Genomic DNA, 16,617 nt, shown 5'->3' on the forward strand with positions numbered 1-16,617 from the left:
GTCAGTTCCCCTCCTTCGGTTTGCTCAACTTGCCCGGCGTGTCCAGCACGGTTGCGATGTAAGGTGCGGGCGCGAACAGCTGTGCGGCTGTGGTGGTCATATAGCCGTGGATCGGCCCGGCAAATACAGTATGCGCCGTCAATAGCGCCAACAAACCACCCACAGCGACACAGGACAGGGCCGGAGGCTTTTGAGGTTCGGGCGCATCTGCAGCGGGTGCGACGCTTTTTGCTTTCCAGAAAACGATACTGCCCGCCCGCGATAGCCCGACAACATTCACGAGGCTAGCGATCAGGACCGTCGCAAAGACCCAGGTCATCGCATCGGTTGAAAAGGACGCCTGCAGGATCAACAGTTTTCCGATGAAGCCGGATAGGGGCGGCAGCCCCGCCATGGCAATGGCACCTGCGAAAAACAGCGCGGAAACCAGAACCGCCCCGCCGATGGCCGGTGTTGGCGTCAGTTCAAGGTGTGGGCGGCTGGATTTCACCAGATCAACAATCAGGAACAGCGTTGCCGCCGCCAATGTCGAATGGATGATGTAATACAGCGCCGCTGCGATGCTTTCCGGGGTGAAGAGTGAGATCGTCACCATTACCATCCCCATCGAGCTGATCACCGCAAAGGTCACCATCCGGTCCAGCTTTTGGGCCGCCAGCACCCCAGCGGCACCAAGTGCGAGCGAGAGCAGCGCAAAGGCCAGCAGCCAGTCGCCATGCAGGCCCGCGGTCGCCTCAAACTCAGGCGGGAAAACCATCGTGTAGACCCGGATAATCGCATAGGCGCCGACCTTGGTCATGATCGCAAAGAGAGCCGCCACCGGGGCCGGTGCTTCGGCATAACTGGAAGGCAGCCAGAAGTGCAGCGGCACAAGTGCTGCCTTGATGGCAAAGACCAGCAGCAACAGCACGGCGGCCACCCGGATCCCAACCGTTTCAGAGGCGTCAATCGCCTGCACCCTCTGGGCAAGGTCTGCCATATTGAGTGTACCGGTTTCGGCATAAATCGCCCCGAGCGCAAAGAGAAACAGCGTCGATCCGATCAGGTTAAAGAGCACGTATTGCACCCCTGCCCGCAATCGCGCGTTGCCGCCCGAGTGGATCATCAAGCCATAAGAGGCGATCAGCAAAACTTCGAAGAAAACGAAAAGGTTGAAGAGGTCACCTGTCAGAAAGGCCCCCATGATGCCCATCAACTGAAACTGAAACAGCGCATGGAAATGACGACCCCGATCATCCCAGCCCGACCCAATGGCGTAAAGCAAGACCATCAACGCCAGCACTGCGGTCAGCAGCACCATGATCGTCGACAGACGATCCCCCACGAGAACAATGCCGAAGGGCGCTGCCCAATCACCAAGCTGGTATAGCGTGATCGTGCCATCGGATGCCTGCCATGCCAGCCCCGCAGCCACGGCGATCAACGCGAGAACACCAGCGATCGAAAAAACCCGCTGTATGCCGATGTGATAGCGCGCAGCCAGAATGATAAAGGGTGCAACAAGGGCCGGCAGCATCACCGGTAAAATGATCCAATGGCTCATGTCGCGTCCTCCGCGCGTTTGCTCGAAGGCTCAACAGCGTCATTCACTTTGTCATCATCCCCGCCCAGATATGCGCCCAATGCAATCATCACGACCACCGCCGTCATCCCAAACGAGATCACGATCGCGGTCAGGACAAGCGCCTGCGGCAGAGGGTCGGAATAGATCACGCCCTCCACCCCTTTTTGCAGGATCGGTGGTGCGCCAGTGGACAATCGTCCGGACGCAAAAAGGAAAACGTTCACGGCATAGGTCAGCAGCGAAATACCAAGGATCACCGGAAAGGTGCGCATGCGGAAGAGCAGATAAAGACCCGCAGACGTCAGAACACCGATGGCAGAAGCAACCAGAAACTCCATGTTACAATTCTCCCTTCGCGGTCATACTCGACGGTATATCTTCGCGCGACGGATCAATATCCATCGGATGTTCCGCATCCGGCATCTGCTGTCTGCGCGCCAGACGCGACAGGCTTTCCAGCGCCAGCATCACCGCGCCCACAACAGCAAGAAACACGCCCAGATCAAAGAAGGCTGCAGTCGCCAGTTCGAACTCGTTGAACGGGGGAATGCGCACATAGGTGAAATCAGACGTCAGGAACGGTTTGCTCACGAACCACGATCCGATGCCTGTGAGACCAGCGATCAGGACACCCGCCCCGATCACACCGTGGTACGGATAGCGCAGCCGCGCGGTTGTCCAGTTAAAGCCGCTGGCCATATATTGCATCACCACACCAATCGACACGACTAGCCCCGCGATAAAGCCACCGCCGGGTTCATTGTGACCCCGCAGGAAGATGTAGAAACCGACCAGCATCACGATAGGCATCATCACCCGCGTCAGCACCACCATCATCATCGGATGCATGTCACCGGCCCTTGGCTGATCGGGCTTGCGGTTCAACAAGCGCGCCCGCACCGGCCCGCCGAGCAGCGATTCAGTCAAGGCATAGATCAACAGCGCCGCGATCCCCAGAACGATGATTTCACCGTAAGTGTCAAAGCCCCGGAAATCGACCAGAATGACGTTGACCATATTGGTCCCGCCACCGCCCTTGTACGAATTCTCGACGTGGAAGGCTGAGATGGTTGGCTGCACCGCATCCCGCAAAAGGTAGTGGTAGGTCAGCGCAAAAGTCGAAAGACCACCAACCACAGCCACTGCGATGTCACGACTGCGTTGAAACGCAGAGCTTTCAATCGGCGATCTGTTGGGCAGGAAATTCAGCGCCAGCAGCAACAGAATAATCGTCACTGCCTCGACGGTGAATTGCGTCATCGCAAGGTCCGGCGCGCTGAAATACACAAAACCAACCGAGACCATCAGCCCGCAAATCCCCATCAGGATCAGCGCCAGCAAACGGTTCCTGTGCAGGAAAACCATCGCAATTGCCGCGGCAACAAGCATCAGCCAGCCCGCAATCGGGACGATCCCGGCAGGCTGCATGGTGCGCGTGGCCTCACCGACCGTGCCCGTCATCCAGGCGTAGATGCCCGCGCCCACAATGGCGACTGCGGCGAAAAGCGAATAGCGCGTGAAGGAACCATCATGCAACGGGCGCACCAACCTTTGGGACAGCGCGACGATGGCCTCAACCAGACCTTCAAAGATCACTTTGGCTTCCGGCCGCGGGGCGGCGTCCCACCCTTTGAGCAGCGGTTTGAATATCGCCAGAACGATCAAACCACCAACGGTCGCGATCACGGACATATAAAGCGCCGGAACCAGCCCGTGCCATATCTTGAAATAGGCTTTTGGCACGTCAACCACGCCGCCCAGAACTGAGGCCGTGACCGTTTTGATAAAGGGTTCGGCCACAAACGGGGCCACGCCGATGACAACAACCAGAACCACCAGAATGGCGGGCGGCATCCACAGCCCGGCACCCGGATCATGCGGCGTGGCCGGATAATCGTCGCGCTTGGGGCCAAGGAAGGTGTGCGCGATCAGCCTGAAGCAGTAGGCCGCTGAGAAAAGCGAGCCCAGAACCGCAAGGCCGGGCACAAGCCAGACCGAGCCGAAGAGTTCCGTGCGGTAGACCTCTTCGAGCATCATTTCCTTTGACAGGAAACCGTTCAGCAACGGAATACCCGCCATGGACAGCGCCCCGAGCGTCGCAATCACAAAGGTAATGGGCATCAGGTGGCGCAAGCCACCGAGCTTGCGAATGTCGCGCGTATGCGTCTCGTGATCCACGATGCCCGCAGACATAAAGAGCGCCGCCTTGAAGGTCGCGTGGTTGAGAATATGAAACATCGCCGCCATGGCACCAAAGGCCGTGCTGGTGCCCAGCAGCATCGTGATCAGCCCCAGATGACTGACGGTTGAAAAGGCCAGCAAGGCCTTGAGGTCATGCTTGAACAAAGCAATGACCGCGCCCAGCACCATCGTGATCAACCCCGCCGTCGTCACAATCGCGATCCATTCCGGCGTGCCAGACAAGACCGGCCACATCCGCGCCATCAGGAAAATCCCGGCTTTCACCATGGTGGCCGAGTGCAGATAGGCCGAGACAGGCGTCGGTGCGGCCATCGCGTGGGGCAACCAGAAGTGGAACGGGAACTGTGCAGATTTGGTGAAACAGCCCAGCAGAATAAGCAAAAGCGCCGGCAGATAAAGCGGGCTTTCCTGAATAAGTTCGCGGTTCTGCAGGATAACGCTGAGGTCGTAGCTGCCCGCGATCTGGCCAAGGATCAGCATTCCCCCGATCATCGCCAGACCACCCATACCGGTCACGGTCAGCGCCATACGCGCGCCTTGACGACCTTCGGGCAGATGTTTCCAATAGCCGATCAGCAGGAATGACGACAGCGACGTCAGCTCCCAGAAGATCAGCAAAAGCAGGATGTTATCGCTCAGAACGATCCCAACCATCGCGCCCTGAAAGAGCAGCAGGTAGGTAAAGAACTCGCCCATATTGTCGTCTCGCGACAGATAAAACCGCGCATATGCGATAATCAGCAGGCCAATACCAAGGATCAGCAAGGCAAAGAAAAAGCCAAGCCCGTCCAGCATCAGGTTGAAATTCAAACCAAGGATCGGCAACCAATCAACGCCGACGGTCACGACCTCGCCCGCGAGAACCGCAGGCGCATTGGTCAACAGTCCGATGAATGCGGAGAGAGACACCACGAAGGTAATACCTGCGCAGGCCTGACGACCCGCTGAATTCATAAGCCCGGGCAAAAGTGCGCCCAGGAAAGGCAAGGCAACGATAAGGAAGAGGGACACGCGAACTCCTGATCTTTGGGGCCTGAAAAGGTCCCCCCTAATGTGGCAGATTCATCCGAACCTCAAGAGAAACCCGCCAAAATCATCGTCGATATGGTCATTCTTCGCAAATACGCGCGCGAAAACTACGTGACTGCGGCCAGATATCGCATGCGGGTGTCAGATCGCCTTGACAGATCGCATTTGAAACGGCTCCGCGCGCGTTTTTCTGTCAGTTGATCGGATACTCACGAAGACATTGTTCCGCCAGCCGTTCAAAATCATCCAGCGTCTCCTGAACACCGCGACGATCACGCACGACTTCGAGGGCTGCCTTCTTTTCGGCCCATGTGCCGGAGACATGCTCCTGCAGGATGAGAAACGAAATACCAATCATCACATCTTTTTCCGGCTCCCCCATCCGGTCGGTGTCCGACAACACGATCGCGGTCAGCGCCATCATGTTTGCACAGCGCAACGCAGCGGCCTCTGCCCCTTCATAGACGCGTGTTTTGGCATTGGCAGCCGATGCGCAAAAGACAACCAACAAAAGCGCTGAGCAGGCGCGCCTCAAAAGACCTTGAACGTCATGGTCGACATTGACCTTTCGATCCCTTTGATATTCAGCAGGTTTTCGTTGATGAACTTACCCACATCCGCGTCTTTCGGAATGTACATCTTCATCATCAAATCATACTCACCGCTGGTGGAGTAAAGCTCCGAATGTATCTCGCGCAGGGCGATTTCCTCGGCCACCTTGTAGGTGGTGCCGGGCGTGCAGCGAATCTGAACAAAAACGCAAGTGGTCATGAAACGGCTCCTTCGGGGCGTCACGCCCATGGGCGCAGGCTGGCATATCAGGCACAGGGGCCGCAATCCCTGAATGTGGCATCTTTTACTGCCGGGCAAGCCTGTTATAAGGGCCGCGACTTTGACAGGTGCGGAGACCCCTTCCATGCGCAGCCATTCCATCACCCGCAGCACAGCGGAAACCGACATCGAGGTGAGCGTTCAACTGGACGGCACCGGACGCTATGACAATCAGACGGGCGTCGGATTTTTCGACCACATGCTGGATCAGTTGGCGCGCCATTCACTGATTGACCTGAGTGTCAGGGCCAAAGGCGATCTGCATGTGGATGATCACCACACGGTCGAAGACACAGGCATCGCCATCGGGCAAGCGCTGGCTGGTGCATTGGGCGACAAACGCGGCATCGTGCGTTATGGCTCCTGCCTGTTGCCGATGGATGACGCGCTGGTGCGCTGTGCGCTTGACCTGTCCGCACGGCCCTATCTGATCTGGAACGTCGCCATGCCCACGGCCAAGATCGGCACATTCGACACCGAGCTGGTGCGCGAATTCTTTACCGCGCTTGCCACCCATGGCGGCATCACGCTGCACATCGACATGCTGCACGGGATCAATTCCCACCATATCGCCGAGGCCACGTTCAAATCTGTCGCGCGCGCCCTGCGTCAGGCGGTTGAAACGGATCCGCGTAAATCTGACGCGGTCCCATCCACCAAAGGCGCACTCTGAGCGTGCTGACGGCGATTATCGACTACGAAAGCGGCAACCTGCATTCCGCGCACAAAGCTTTTGAGCGCATGGCCAATGAAACCGGGGGCGGCGACGTGGTTGTGACGGGCGATGCGGATGTGGTGGCGCGTGCCGATCGCATCGTGTTGCCCGGCGACGGGGCATTTCCCGCCTGCATGGCAGCGCTCAAGGGTCACTCCGGGCTCTACGCTGCGATGATCGAAGCGGTGGAGGGCAAAGGCCGCCCCTTCATGGGGATTTGCGTCGGCATGCAGCTGATGGCCACTCTGGGGCGGGAATACCGCAACACGGAGGGGCTGGATTGGGTCAGTGGCGAAGTGATCAAAATCACGCCGCATGATTCGTCGCTGAAAGTGCCCCATATGGGCTGGAACGATCTGATTATCGATGCCCCACATCCTGTTTTTGAGGGGATCACGACCGGGGATCACGCCTATTTCGTCCACAGCTATCATATGGATGTATCAAACGACGCTGAACGGCTGGCACATGTTGATTATTCGGGCGACGTCACAGCTGTGATCGGGCGGGACAACATGATCGGCCTGCAATTCCACCCGGAAAAGAGCCAATCCGCCGGGCTGCGCATGATCGCGAACTTTCTGGCGTGGCGGCCTTGAGAAACCAAGCCACGCAGAACGGCATCAGTTTTCTTTGCTCATCGACGTCAGAAGCTCTTGCATCGGTGTCTGGTCACTTAACAGGAACCCATGCCTTGGATTATCCAAATCCGTGATCAGCGTGATAACGCTCGCGAAGGCAAACACCATGCCCGGCAATAGTTCGGATCGTCTGCCAAAGCTGACACCGAACCGATAGCTTGTCGTGGCAAGTCCGATGGCAGACACCACATAAAGCGCCAGCCATATGGAGGGCGGAATAGCGTAGCGCACACCGACCGCGACGCGCGTTGTATGGATATCAATCACATCATTGATCGCAGTCACAGCCACTGCATGAGTTGGTGTGGGGTTCGCGCGCGCTGCTGCGACGACCGTCTGCCACATGTCAGAGTGCAGCCGCTCTGACGCGCGGATCACTGAAAAATACTCCGCGACCTTCGTTTCAGGCTGGATGATTTCGACCCGGATGCGGGTGTATTCTGCCAGCAATTCGCGCAGCTTTGAGCGGTCTTCTGCTTCAAGAAGGTCAGCCCGCAGGAACGCCGTGCCGATGGAGTTTGCCTCATCCAGAACCACGCCGCGCCGTTCGGAATAATTGGTTGCTGCAATACCAAAGGTAAAGGCGAGCAAAAAGCTGACCAGCCCAAGAATCGACCCGGTGACAATCCCGGTTGAACCGCTTTCGACAAAATCCGCATGCTCTCGCCGACGCAGGCCAATGCGAAAACCGATTTCGGTAGCCGCAAAGAAAATAGCAAGACTGAGTGCGAATGTGCCCCACAAAGGTAAAACGTCGAAAGTTGAATTGATCATGCTGCTACTGAATTCTGCCGCCTGCCGTTGTGACACGGTAGCAGCACAATTCAGGCAGCGCCAGAACCGCGTTGCAATGGATTTGTCTCAGTTTACACGCGCCCAGCTCTGTTTAGAGCACAAAAGACCGCCCGCGACACAGCCTGACAATCGCATATCATCCCCATCAAGCGCGATTTTACCGCGGTAGATTTTATCGTTGCTGGGGCGCCAGACCTCTCCGGTGTATTTTCCACCGCCCTGAGGGGCCATATCGATGACCAGCGTTTTACCTTTGTTGGGTGAGGTATATTCAGAGCCACCTTTGAACGTCCGCTCGATCGTGCCGCAGAAATTCGCACCACAAGGCGCTATGACAACATATGCATATGCCCCATCGTCCGGCTCGGTCTGCCATGTTCCCACCAATGGGTCCGCCATGGCCGTACCGCCTGCACATGTCAGTGCCGCAATTGCCAGAATGATACTACGCATCGTTATGCCTCCCTTTTGACGCGAAACTACCCTGCCCTTTACGCTGGCAATCTGGCAAGCATGACCACACGTCGCGTTGCATATCGCCTGCGTGCAGTGCAAAAGCCAAGTTAACACGACGCACCGCGCCAAGGCGCGCCCAGACCGGAACTCACGACATGATCCTATACCCTGCAATTGATCTCAAAGATGGACAAGCCGTCCGGCTGGTACACGGGGACATGGACCGCTCAACGGTCTTTAATGACGACCCCGCGGCTCAGGCCAAATCCTTTGTCGACGCGGGCTGCAGCTGGCTGCATCTCGTCGATTTGAATGGTGCGTTTGCGGGCGAGCCTGTAAATGCAGCTCCGGTAGAGGCGATCCTCAAGGCGTGTCCGGTCCCCGCCCAGCTTGGCGGTGGTATCCGCGACATGGCAACGATCGAACGCTGGCTCGACAAAGGCTTGGCCCGCGTCATTCTTGGCACCGTCGCGGTGGAAAACCCCGGTCTGGTCCGCGAGGCCGCGCGCGCCTTTCCCGATCAGGTGGCGGTAGGCATTGATGCGCGCAACGGATTTGTCGCAACAAAAGGCTGGGCCGAGGAAACCGACGTGCAGGCCACTGATCTGGCAAAGTCGTTCGAAGACGCAGGTGTCGCAGCAATCATCTACACGGACATCCTGCGCGACGGCGCGATGGGGGGCCCAAACACGCAGGCAACGGCAGACCTCGCCCGCGCGGTCAGCATTCCCGTGATCGCTTCAGGTGGGGTTTCCTCGCTTCAGGACTTGCTGGCATTGCGAGCGACTGGCGTGATTTCCGGCGCAATATCAGGTCGCGCGCTCTATGATGGGGCGATTGATCTGGCGCAGGCTCTTGAGGCACTTAAAACGTGATGCAGCAAGCCCCGCGCTGATGACGACAGCACCGACCCACTTGCTCAGCAGCGCATGAAAGCCTAGAGGTGTCGCATGTTAAAAACCCGCATCATACCCTGTCTGGACGTGGCTGACGGCCGCGTCGTCAAAGGCGTGAACTTTGTTGACTTACGTGACGCAGGGGACCCGGTCGACGCCGCCATCGCCTATGACGCGGCAGGCGCGGATGAGCTTTGTTTTCTGGATATCACCGCAACACATGAAAACCGGGCGACCATGTTTGATGTCGTCACACGGACAGCCGAACACTGCTATATCCCGCTCACCGTCGGAGGAGGCGTGCGCACCGTTTCAGATGTGCGTGCGTTGCTTTTGGCAGGCGCTGACAAGGTGTCTTTCAACTCTGCCGCTGTGGCCGACCCGGACGTCGTTGCACAGGCGGCGGACCAGTTTGGCAGCCAATGCATCGTTGTGGCCATCGACGCCAAGACAGTCTCCCCCGGCAAATGGGAAATCTTTACCCATGGCGGGCGCAAACCGACCGGCATTGATGCCGTGGCCTTCGCGCAAACAGTGACTGCAAAGGGCGCAGGGGAAATCCTGCTGACATCGATGGATCGCGATGGCACGCGGGCGGGTTTCAACCTGCCCCTGACCCGCGCCATTTCCGACGCAGTGGCGGTGCCGGTTATCGCCTCTGGCGGCGTCGGGACGCTCGATCATCTGGTCGAAGGCGTAACAGAGGGCGGCGCATCAGCAGTCTTGGCCGCGTCGATCTTCCACTTTGGAGATTATACGATCGCACAGGCCAAACAGCATATGGCAAATGCTGGTATTCCAATGAGGCTCGCATGACACTCGACGCCCTGTTCGCCACGATTCTGGCACGCAAAACCGCCGATCCCACCAGCAGTTGGACAGCGCAACTACTTTCCAAAGGGCCGGAAAAATGCGCGGAGAAATTCGGGGAAGAGGCGATTGAGGCCATCATTGAGGCCGTCAAAGGCGACAGCGACGCCCTGACTGGTGAGGCCGCGGACGTGCTCTATCATTTGCTGGTCATGCTCGCCGCCTGTGATGTGGATTTGAAAGACGTGCTGGCGGAACTTGAGCGGCGACAAAATACATCTGGGATCGCTGAAAAACAGGCCAGATCCAAGGCGCCGTAACCGTCAGCCTCAGGTCAGGCGCGAGGATATCATGCCAGTCGAAAAACCGCCCATGCGCAGTTCGCCGAACAGCCTTTGATGCTCAATCTTGGGACAACGGTTCTGAATGACGGTGATGCCGCGCGTCTGTGCTTTTTGCGCTGCAGCCTCGTGCGATACACCGATTTGCATCCATATGGTTTTCAGATCCGGCAGCGCCGCCAAGGCTTCGTCCACGATCTGCGGCACGGCCTCTGAACGTCGGAAAATGTCGACCATGTCAACCGGTAGATCAATATCGCTCAGCGTCTCGTGGACGACTTCGCCAAACAGTGTCTCGCCCGTGTGCATTGGATTGACGGGCAGCACTTTGAACCCCTTGAGGTTGAGATAGCGCGCAACAAAATAGCTGGGCCGCACAGGGTTCATGGACACACCGACGACAGCGATCGTCTTGGTCTGTTGCAATATGTTTTTGAGCGAAGCGTCCGAATAGTCCATGCGGCACCCTAGCCCAGCATCACCCTGAAAAAAAGAGCGTCCAGTGCCTGAGGCAAAGGACGCTTCAAGGTACGGAACGAGGGACAGTCTAGCTTCAAAAGGCGTTCCGAGCCTTTTGACATAATATAAAGATAGGTGCTCCGCATCGCAGTTCCAGACGGGCTCTCTATTCTGTGAAGAAAGGGTAAATTTGTCGCAGCCGCGCGCATCAATCGAAAATATCTTCGATCACGTCAAAGGCTTCTTCCAAGATATGTCGCATCAACCCCTTGCGCCGCTTCACGGGTTTGCGGCGCTGTGCATAGTCCGCCTGATACTTGCGCTTCTTGGATTTTTTTAAGGGTTTTGACGGTACATACCCACGCTCTTGTCTGTCGGTGGAACGTTCTTGTTTTAAACGTTTCATGTCATGCAAAGGGGCACCGCAATTGGCGCAAGTCAGTTCATGGCGGTCTTTGCCAAGCACAAGTGCCGCGCGCGATCCGCAATAACAACAGGTGGCGATTTTAGTCGGATATCCCATTTCAGCCCTTTTCGGTCCGCGCTGTTTTCAGACCCTTCGTGTGGCATATAAGGCGATTGCCGCCGCATTCGATACGTTAAGCGATCCAAATTGGCCTGCCGCATCAATCCGCACGAGAGAATCGACAGTCTCTTTGGTTTTTTCGCGCAATCCCGGCCCTTCTGCCCCCAGAACCAGCGCAATCGGACGGTCCCGCTTGCCTTCAATGGCTTGTTCCAGCGTGTCGCGGGCTTCGCCGTCCAGACCCAGCACGATGTAACCCATGCCCTGTAATGCACGAATCGTATCCGCCAGATTGCGGACCCGCAAATAGGGCTGCCGTTCCAGAGCCCCACTGGCAGATTTCGCCAAGGCCCCGGTCTCAGGTGCTGAATGGTGACGCGTTCCGATCACGGCAGACGCGCCAAACACTTCGGCAGAGCGCAGGATCGCGCCCACGTTGTGCGGGTCCGTCACCCGGTCGAGCAACATGACGCGCGGGTGCTCGGAGCCGACGCACACGTCTTCAAGGCTGCCCCAGTTCAGCGGCTTGACCTCCAGCGCCGCCCCCTGATGCACCGAACCGGGATCGAGCGGTGCATTGAATTTTCGAGGGTCCACCACTTCGGGCGCGATTCCGGACGTTTCAATCGCGTCGGCCAGCTTGGCCTGCGCATTCAGCGTCACGATCAATTGCAATTTTTCACGCGCAGCATTCTCCAGCGCATCGCGCACAGCATGCAGTCCAAAAAGCCAGATTGTCTCGCGATTTTCCGTTTTTTTGTCCTGCTCCTTGCGCACGACCCATTTTGGTTTTTTCATTGTGGGCTTCCAACTGATTTTAGACGCACAAAAGCGACGGTTTTCGCCTTGACGGCTCAGGACACCGCTTGTAATCACGCTTTCACTGTTTATGCAATGCATGAGCAGAGTGGGCGACAGGCCGCAAGGTGTGGCAGGGGACTGTAACTCCCTCGCGGAGACGCACGCCTGGTTCGATTCCAGGGTCGCCCACCACTTCCTCATCTCTTATGTTTGTGGCGGTAACGTGCTTTGAAGCGTGTAGTGACCAGGCGTGCCTGAACCACGCACAGACCGAGAATTAGTGTTCGATAGATACCGTCCAAGGCAGCCGGGAACTTTAAGCGAGGCGGCTCTTCAGCAAGTCACCGGATTTAAGAAGAATGGGGTGCCCGACCATCGAAAAAGCCGTGTTCACCTGTTTCAAGGCTCTGAGCGTTTCCTGATGGATATTACTCGTCTCGATGCTTTCAGCCAGCCCTTCACGTAGACGGCCGATATGGCTGCGTTGCAGCTTTTGTTCCACCTTGCGCACTTTTTCCTTAGCGGCCACCAGTTCGCGTGCCTCGGCCGGGTTTTGGTTCATCATGACATTCAGCGCCAGCTGCACGTTGCTTTGAACCCGGTCCGCAAAATCGCGGATCTCCTCGCGCCCTTGCGGTGAGAATTGCAAACTTTGCTTGTCCAGACGTCTGGCCAGTTCCACCATGATCCGCGCAATCGCATCGGAGGCGGAATCAAGGCTTGATGATATGGATGCCAGTTCCATCGATCGACGGCTCAGGTCTTCGTCCAGACCCGTCTGACCCAGGCGCGCAAGATAGAGCTTGATATCAAGATGCATTGTCTTGGTGGCTTTTTCCTGATCGGCGATCTGCTTTGCCGTTACGCTGTTCCACTGGTCATAAAGGGGTTCGACCGCGATCAGCATCTGTTCGATCTTTTGACCCATGCCAAGCAATTCGCGCGCCGTGCAATCAAGCGCCCGCTGAGGTCGATCCAGCAAAGCCGGATCAAGCGCGCTTGTGACTTCTAATGCACCGTTCATGGCAGGTTTCTCAGTCATGAGATGTGACAGTGCGGCAGTAATCAGACCCACAAACGGCAGTGCTGCGACTGCCAAAACAAGATTAAAGACCAGATGCAGGTTTATGGTTTGCCGCGCCGGGGTTGCGCCGAGATGGCTCAAGAGTTCCGGCAGGGCAGAAATCAAGACCAAGGCAAGGGCAGCCCCCCCACCGCGCAAGACCAGGTTGGCCATGACCATCTGCCGCGCCGCGGCGGGGGCCGTATAGGTCAGCAGGAATGCGATCAGGCCACCGCCCAGATTGGCACCCAGTATCATCGCTGCAGCAGCATGGATCGGCAGGATGGATTGCCCCGCGAGCGTTACGAACAACAAAACCGCCGCGACGCTTGAATGCACGCCCCAGGCAAATACCGCGCCAATCACAAAAGCAGTTAAAAGGTCACGGCCAAGATAGGCCATCACGACCTGCGTGCCGGGGTTGGATATCATCGGCTCTGTTGCGGCGCGTATCATGTCCAGTGATACAAAGATCAGCGCGAGCCCGATCATGATGCGACCAATCTGGCGCGTGCTGCTGCCTTCACCACGCAGAAACACCACGACGCCGACAAGCAGCAACAGTGGGATCAGGATGGGCTGACGCACCATCAAAAGCTGCGTGACGATGGCGGATCCCACATCCGCCCCCAGCAGGATCGCAAGCCCGGTCGCGGTGGCAAGCCCACCTTTGGACACGAAATTGGACACCAGAACAGCAACTGCAGTAGAGCTTTGCAAGAGCACAGCCGCACCCATGCCGGTGCCAGCCGCAAGCAAACGGTTCTTCGCAGAATGACGCAGCCAAATACGCATTGGGGCTGCAAACCCGCGCTCAACCCCGGTACGCACCAAACGTACGGCCCAGATCAAAAGCGCTGCAGCGCCTGCGATCTGCACGAGGACTTGGAGAATGTGAGGTTCGTTCAACGGGCGGACTTTCGTTCAGGGGACGTCATCAAAAGGGAAAAGGGCCTGCGCCAGCGACTGGCCCAATACGGATCGTTTGAAAGCCCCCGTCCCAGTGATGCAACAGGCAGCCGTCTTCTTGTAACATATACCCCGTCGGGGCGTCAGGGCGACAGTCATAGGCAAAACTACTGCAGGGCGAGGGACATGAGATCGCAATATGGCCCCCCACATCGCTGATCATCATGCTATGGATGTGACCGCACAGCAGGCGCAGCGGTCCGGGGTAGCCCGCCACGATCTCGCTTAGCGCGTTTTTGTTGCTTAGCCCGATGGCGTCCATAAAGCCGATGCCACAGAGAAAGGGTTGATGGTGCAGCGCCAGCAAAACCGGCGCGCCCCTTGCCTGCGACAGGGCGCCTGACAGAAACGACAGGCTCTCAGGCGCAAGCGTACCCCCGCCCTGCCCCTCTACCAATGTATCAAGGCCAATCAGGTGGAGACCGCCAATAGACCGGGTCCAGTTAAGTGAACCGGTCGGCGCAAACTGATCGGCAAAGGCGGCACGCAATGTCGCGCGCCCGTCGTGGTTGCCGGGGATCACATGGATGGGCAAATCCAGCGGAGCCATCAGCTTTTTGAACCGCGTATAGCTTTCGGCAGTGCCATCATCGCTCAGATCACCACTGACAAGCACCGCGTCCACCGCGCCGATCTGATCGCGGATGCTGTTGATCCGCGCCACCAATCGTTCCAACGCATCCGCTGTATCCAGCCGCCCCGACACAAGCGCGCCCTCCGGCACGATATGGGTGTCCGTGATTTGCAGGATCGTCGTCATTTGATCCCTGCGCGCAAGAATGCCTGAACGAACTGGCGCTGGAATATCAGGAAGGCGATCAGCAAGGGGGCCACCGACATGAGTGTCGCAGCAGAAATGATGCTGATATCAACGCCGTTTTCCGGCGCACCAAAAATCGACAGACCCACGGTCAGGGGCCGCGTATCGGGCGAATTGGTGACGATCAGCGGCCACAGGAAGTTGTTCCAATGGGTGGAGACAGAGACCAACGCATAGGCCAGATAGGTCGGTTTTGCCAAAGGCACATAGACCCGCCACAAGATACCCAGCAGGCCACAGCCCTCGATGCGCGCCGCCTCATGCAGCTCAATCGGGACCCCTTTGAACGCCTGCCGCATCAGAAAAATGCCGAACGCGCTGGCCATATAGGGCATGCCCACGCCCAGAATGGTGTCAAACAGCCCAAGGCGCGACACCATCGCATAGTTTTCCACGATCAGGACTTCGGGCAGGATAAAGAGCTGCATCAGCACCAGAATGAAGACGAAATCCTTGCCCGGAAACTGCAACTGCGCAAAGGCAAATCCGGCCAGTGTGGTCAGGAAAAACTGCCCGATCAGGATCACCGTCACCAGCAGGAAAGTGTTGAGGAAATACTTCAACCAAGGCGCCCCGGCCCATGCCACGCGAAAATTTTCCAGCGTCCACGGGGAAAACAGGTTCAGGTTGACCGCGTCGGACGTGGAATGCGTGGCGGCCCAGAACGCAAAAAGCAAGGGTGCGACCCAGATGACCGCCAGCAGGATCGCACCGAAACTATCCATGAAGTTGCTCAGGCTCTTCATTGGTAATGCGTCCTTTTATCAAGATAGCTGAACTTGATCGCCGCCACGATGGCCAGCACCACGATGACCATGATGGTCATGGCAGCCGCACTTGGCGCATCAAAGAACGCAAAGGCCATTTCCCAGATGTAATAGAGCAGCAGTTTGGAGGCGTCCGACGGCCCCCCCTTGGTGAGAATAAACAGATGGTCGATCAGTTTGACCGAATTGATCAGCGCATTGACCGCAATGAACACTGTCGTGGGCATCAGGAGCGGCAACACGATACGCCGCGTATAGGTCCAGCGGCTTGCACCCTCAATGTCTGCGGCTTCCTTCAGATCCTCGGGGATGGTCTGGAGCGCCGCAAGGTAGAAGATCATGAAAAACCCCGCCTCTTTCCAGATCGTCACGATGATGATCGCCCAAAGTGCCGTTTCAGGTTGCCCCAGCCAGTTCACCGACGGCAGACCGAACAGGCTGCCGATCTGGTCCAGCACGCCAAGACCGGGGGTGTAGAAGAACAGCCACAGGTTTGCCGCTGCGATCATCGGCAGCACTGTCGGGGTGAAATAGGCGGTGCGCACAAAACCGCGCGCGCGGATTTTACCATTCGCCCAAAGCGCCATGGCCAGCGCAATGCCCATCGACACAGGGATCGTGACCCCGGCGTAGATCAGGTTGTTCTTGACCACGAGCCAGAAGGTCGGATCGGCAAATAGGTCAGTATAGTTCTCAAGACCCACATATTCGACGGGTTTGCGGCGTGTGCCGCGCGAAAACAGGCTCGTCCAAAGGGTTGCAATGCTTGGATAAAACGCAAAGGCAGACAGCAGCACCAACGCCGGAGACAGCAACAGCCAGCCATAAATGGCCTGCCTGCGACGTTCAAGGTTGGCATGTTCTGACATCGTGCCGCTCCGCTTTGGGAAAGGTCGGGCCGATGCGCTTTGTGCATCAGCCCGACCGGGGGT

Annotated in this window: 19 protein-coding genes and 1 tRNA gene; 6 read left to right on the forward strand and 14 right to left on the reverse strand. The window is 57.6% G+C overall.

The window, feature by feature from the left end:
- Position 1: 1 nt before the first annotated feature.
- The 5 genes from RLO149_RS12690 to RLO149_RS12710 form a co-directional block, all read right to left on the reverse strand.
- Complete coding sequence (locus RLO149_RS12690; RefSeq protein ID WP_013962494.1) at positions 2-1,543, reverse strand: monovalent cation/H+ antiporter subunit D; 1,542 nt, start codon at positions 1,541-1,543, stop codon at positions 2-4.
- On the reverse strand, positions 1,540-1,902 hold the full coding sequence (locus tag RLO149_RS12695; protein ID WP_013962495.1) for a Na+/H+ antiporter subunit C: 363 nt from the start codon (positions 1,900-1,902) through the stop codon (positions 1,540-1,542). Before RLO149_RS12695 ends, RLO149_RS12690 begins: the two co-directional genes overlap by 4 nt.
- Position 1,903: 1 nt before the next feature.
- The gene (locus tag RLO149_RS12700) at positions 1,904-4,777 is read right to left on the reverse strand and encodes a monovalent cation/H+ antiporter subunit A (protein WP_013962496.1); all 2,874 of its coding nucleotides are present in this window, start codon (positions 4,775-4,777) and stop codon (positions 1,904-1,906) included.
- Between the two features lie 211 nt (positions 4,778-4,988).
- Complete coding sequence (locus RLO149_RS12705) at positions 4,989-5,303, reverse strand: hypothetical protein (RefSeq protein ID WP_245538058.1); 315 nt, start codon at positions 5,301-5,303, stop codon at positions 4,989-4,991.
- A 23-nt stretch (positions 5,304-5,326) separates the two neighbouring features.
- On the reverse strand, positions 5,327-5,566 hold the full coding sequence (locus tag RLO149_RS12710; RefSeq protein ID WP_013962498.1) for an Lrp/AsnC family transcriptional regulator: 240 nt from the start codon (positions 5,564-5,566) through the stop codon (positions 5,327-5,329).
- 145 nt (positions 5,567-5,711) lie between these two features.
- Between RLO149_RS12710 and hisB the strand changes: the two genes are divergently transcribed.
- Together hisB and hisH are read left to right on the forward strand one after the other, a co-directional pair.
- The gene (gene hisB / locus RLO149_RS12715; protein ID WP_013962499.1) at positions 5,712-6,299 is read left to right on the forward strand and encodes an imidazoleglycerol-phosphate dehydratase HisB; all 588 of its coding nucleotides are present in this window, start codon (positions 5,712-5,714) and stop codon (positions 6,297-6,299) included.
- 2 nt (positions 6,300-6,301) lie between these two features.
- Complete coding sequence (hisH, locus tag RLO149_RS12720) at positions 6,302-6,940, forward strand: imidazole glycerol phosphate synthase subunit HisH (RefSeq protein ID WP_013962500.1); 639 nt, start codon at positions 6,302-6,304, stop codon at positions 6,938-6,940.
- A gap of 24 nt (positions 6,941-6,964) precedes the next feature.
- On the opposite strand, the gene RLO149_RS12725 is transcribed toward hisH, so the two are convergent.
- A complete protein-coding gene (locus tag RLO149_RS12725) occupies positions 6,965-7,756 on the reverse strand; it encodes a bestrophin-like domain (protein ID WP_013962501.1) in 792 nt (263 codons plus the stop codon).
- Between the two features lie 87 nt (positions 7,757-7,843).
- Positions 7,844-8,230, reverse strand: a complete 387-nt coding sequence (locus RLO149_RS12730) for a DUF2147 domain-containing protein (RefSeq protein WP_013962502.1) — start codon at positions 8,228-8,230, stop codon at positions 7,844-7,846.
- Between the two features lie 158 nt (positions 8,231-8,388).
- Here RLO149_RS12730 and hisA point away from each other — a divergent pair, with 158 nt between their 5' ends.
- The 3 genes from hisA (at position 8,389) to RLO149_RS12745 (ending at position 10,259) form a co-directional block, all read left to right on the forward strand.
- Positions 8,389-9,108 carry a 1-(5-phosphoribosyl)-5-[(5-phosphoribosylamino)methylideneamino]imidazole-4-carboxamide isomerase gene (gene hisA, locus RLO149_RS12735; protein WP_013962503.1) on the forward strand — a complete coding sequence of 240 codons (720 nt, stop codon included), beginning with the start codon at positions 8,389-8,391 and terminating at the stop codon, positions 9,106-9,108.
- Positions 9,109-9,183: 75 nt separating this feature from the next.
- A complete protein-coding gene (gene hisF / locus RLO149_RS12740; RefSeq protein WP_013962504.1) occupies positions 9,184-9,945 on the forward strand; it encodes an imidazole glycerol phosphate synthase subunit HisF in 762 nt (253 codons plus the stop codon).
- The gene (locus RLO149_RS12745) at positions 9,942-10,259 is read left to right on the forward strand and encodes a phosphoribosyl-ATP diphosphatase (protein ID WP_013962505.1); all 318 of its coding nucleotides are present in this window, start codon (positions 9,942-9,944) and stop codon (positions 10,257-10,259) included. Before hisF ends, RLO149_RS12745 begins: the two co-directional genes overlap by 4 nt.
- Positions 10,260-10,268: 9 nt before the next feature.
- On the opposite strand, the gene RLO149_RS12750 is transcribed toward RLO149_RS12745, so the two are convergent.
- The 3 genes from RLO149_RS12750 to rlmB all read right to left on the reverse strand — a co-directional run bounded on the left by RLO149_RS12750 (position 10,269) and on the right by rlmB (position 12,063).
- Positions 10,269-10,739, reverse strand: a complete 471-nt coding sequence (locus RLO149_RS12750) for a CoA-binding protein (RefSeq protein WP_013962506.1) — start codon at positions 10,737-10,739, stop codon at positions 10,269-10,271.
- Positions 10,740-10,947: 208 nt separating this feature from the next.
- Positions 10,948-11,262, reverse strand: coding sequence for a hypothetical protein (locus RLO149_RS12755; protein ID WP_013962507.1), 315 nt, complete (start codon positions 11,260-11,262; stop codon positions 10,948-10,950).
- Positions 11,263-11,289: 27 nt separating this feature from the next.
- Complete coding sequence (gene rlmB, locus RLO149_RS12760) at positions 11,290-12,063, reverse strand: 23S rRNA (guanosine(2251)-2'-O)-methyltransferase RlmB (RefSeq protein ID WP_013962508.1); 774 nt, start codon at positions 12,061-12,063, stop codon at positions 11,290-11,292.
- A gap of 111 nt (positions 12,064-12,174) precedes the next feature.
- On the opposite strand from rlmB, the gene RLO149_RS23565 reads away from it, so the two are divergent.
- Positions 12,175-12,258, forward strand: a tRNA-Tyr gene (locus RLO149_RS23565).
- A gap of 124 nt (positions 12,259-12,382) precedes the next feature.
- Here the strand turns inward: RLO149_RS23565 and RLO149_RS12765 are convergent.
- Genes RLO149_RS12765 through RLO149_RS12780 form a run of 4 tightly spaced genes read right to left on the reverse strand, consistent with a single transcriptional unit; the run spans position 12,383 to position 16,554 of the window.
- Positions 12,383-14,038, reverse strand: a complete 1,656-nt coding sequence (locus tag RLO149_RS12765) for a Na/Pi cotransporter family protein (RefSeq protein WP_013962509.1) — start codon at positions 14,036-14,038, stop codon at positions 12,383-12,385.
- 28 nt (positions 14,039-14,066) lie between these two features.
- A complete protein-coding gene (locus RLO149_RS12770) occupies positions 14,067-14,858 on the reverse strand; it encodes a phosphodiesterase (protein ID WP_013962510.1) in 792 nt (263 codons plus the stop codon).
- The gene (locus RLO149_RS12775; protein ID WP_011569662.1) at positions 14,855-15,664 is read right to left on the reverse strand and encodes a carbohydrate ABC transporter permease; all 810 of its coding nucleotides are present in this window, start codon (positions 15,662-15,664) and stop codon (positions 14,855-14,857) included. The genes RLO149_RS12770 and RLO149_RS12775 overlap by 4 nt, the downstream gene beginning before the upstream one ends.
- Positions 15,661-16,554, reverse strand: a complete 894-nt coding sequence (locus tag RLO149_RS12780) for a carbohydrate ABC transporter permease (RefSeq protein ID WP_013962511.1) — start codon at positions 16,552-16,554, stop codon at positions 15,661-15,663. Before RLO149_RS12780 ends, RLO149_RS12775 begins: the two co-directional genes overlap by 4 nt.
- Between the last annotated feature and the right edge of the window lie 63 nt (positions 16,555-16,617).

Source organism: Roseobacter litoralis Och 149 (assembly GCF_000154785.2).
Classification (GTDB): Bacteria; Pseudomonadota; Alphaproteobacteria; order Rhodobacterales; family Rhodobacteraceae; genus Roseobacter; species Roseobacter litoralis.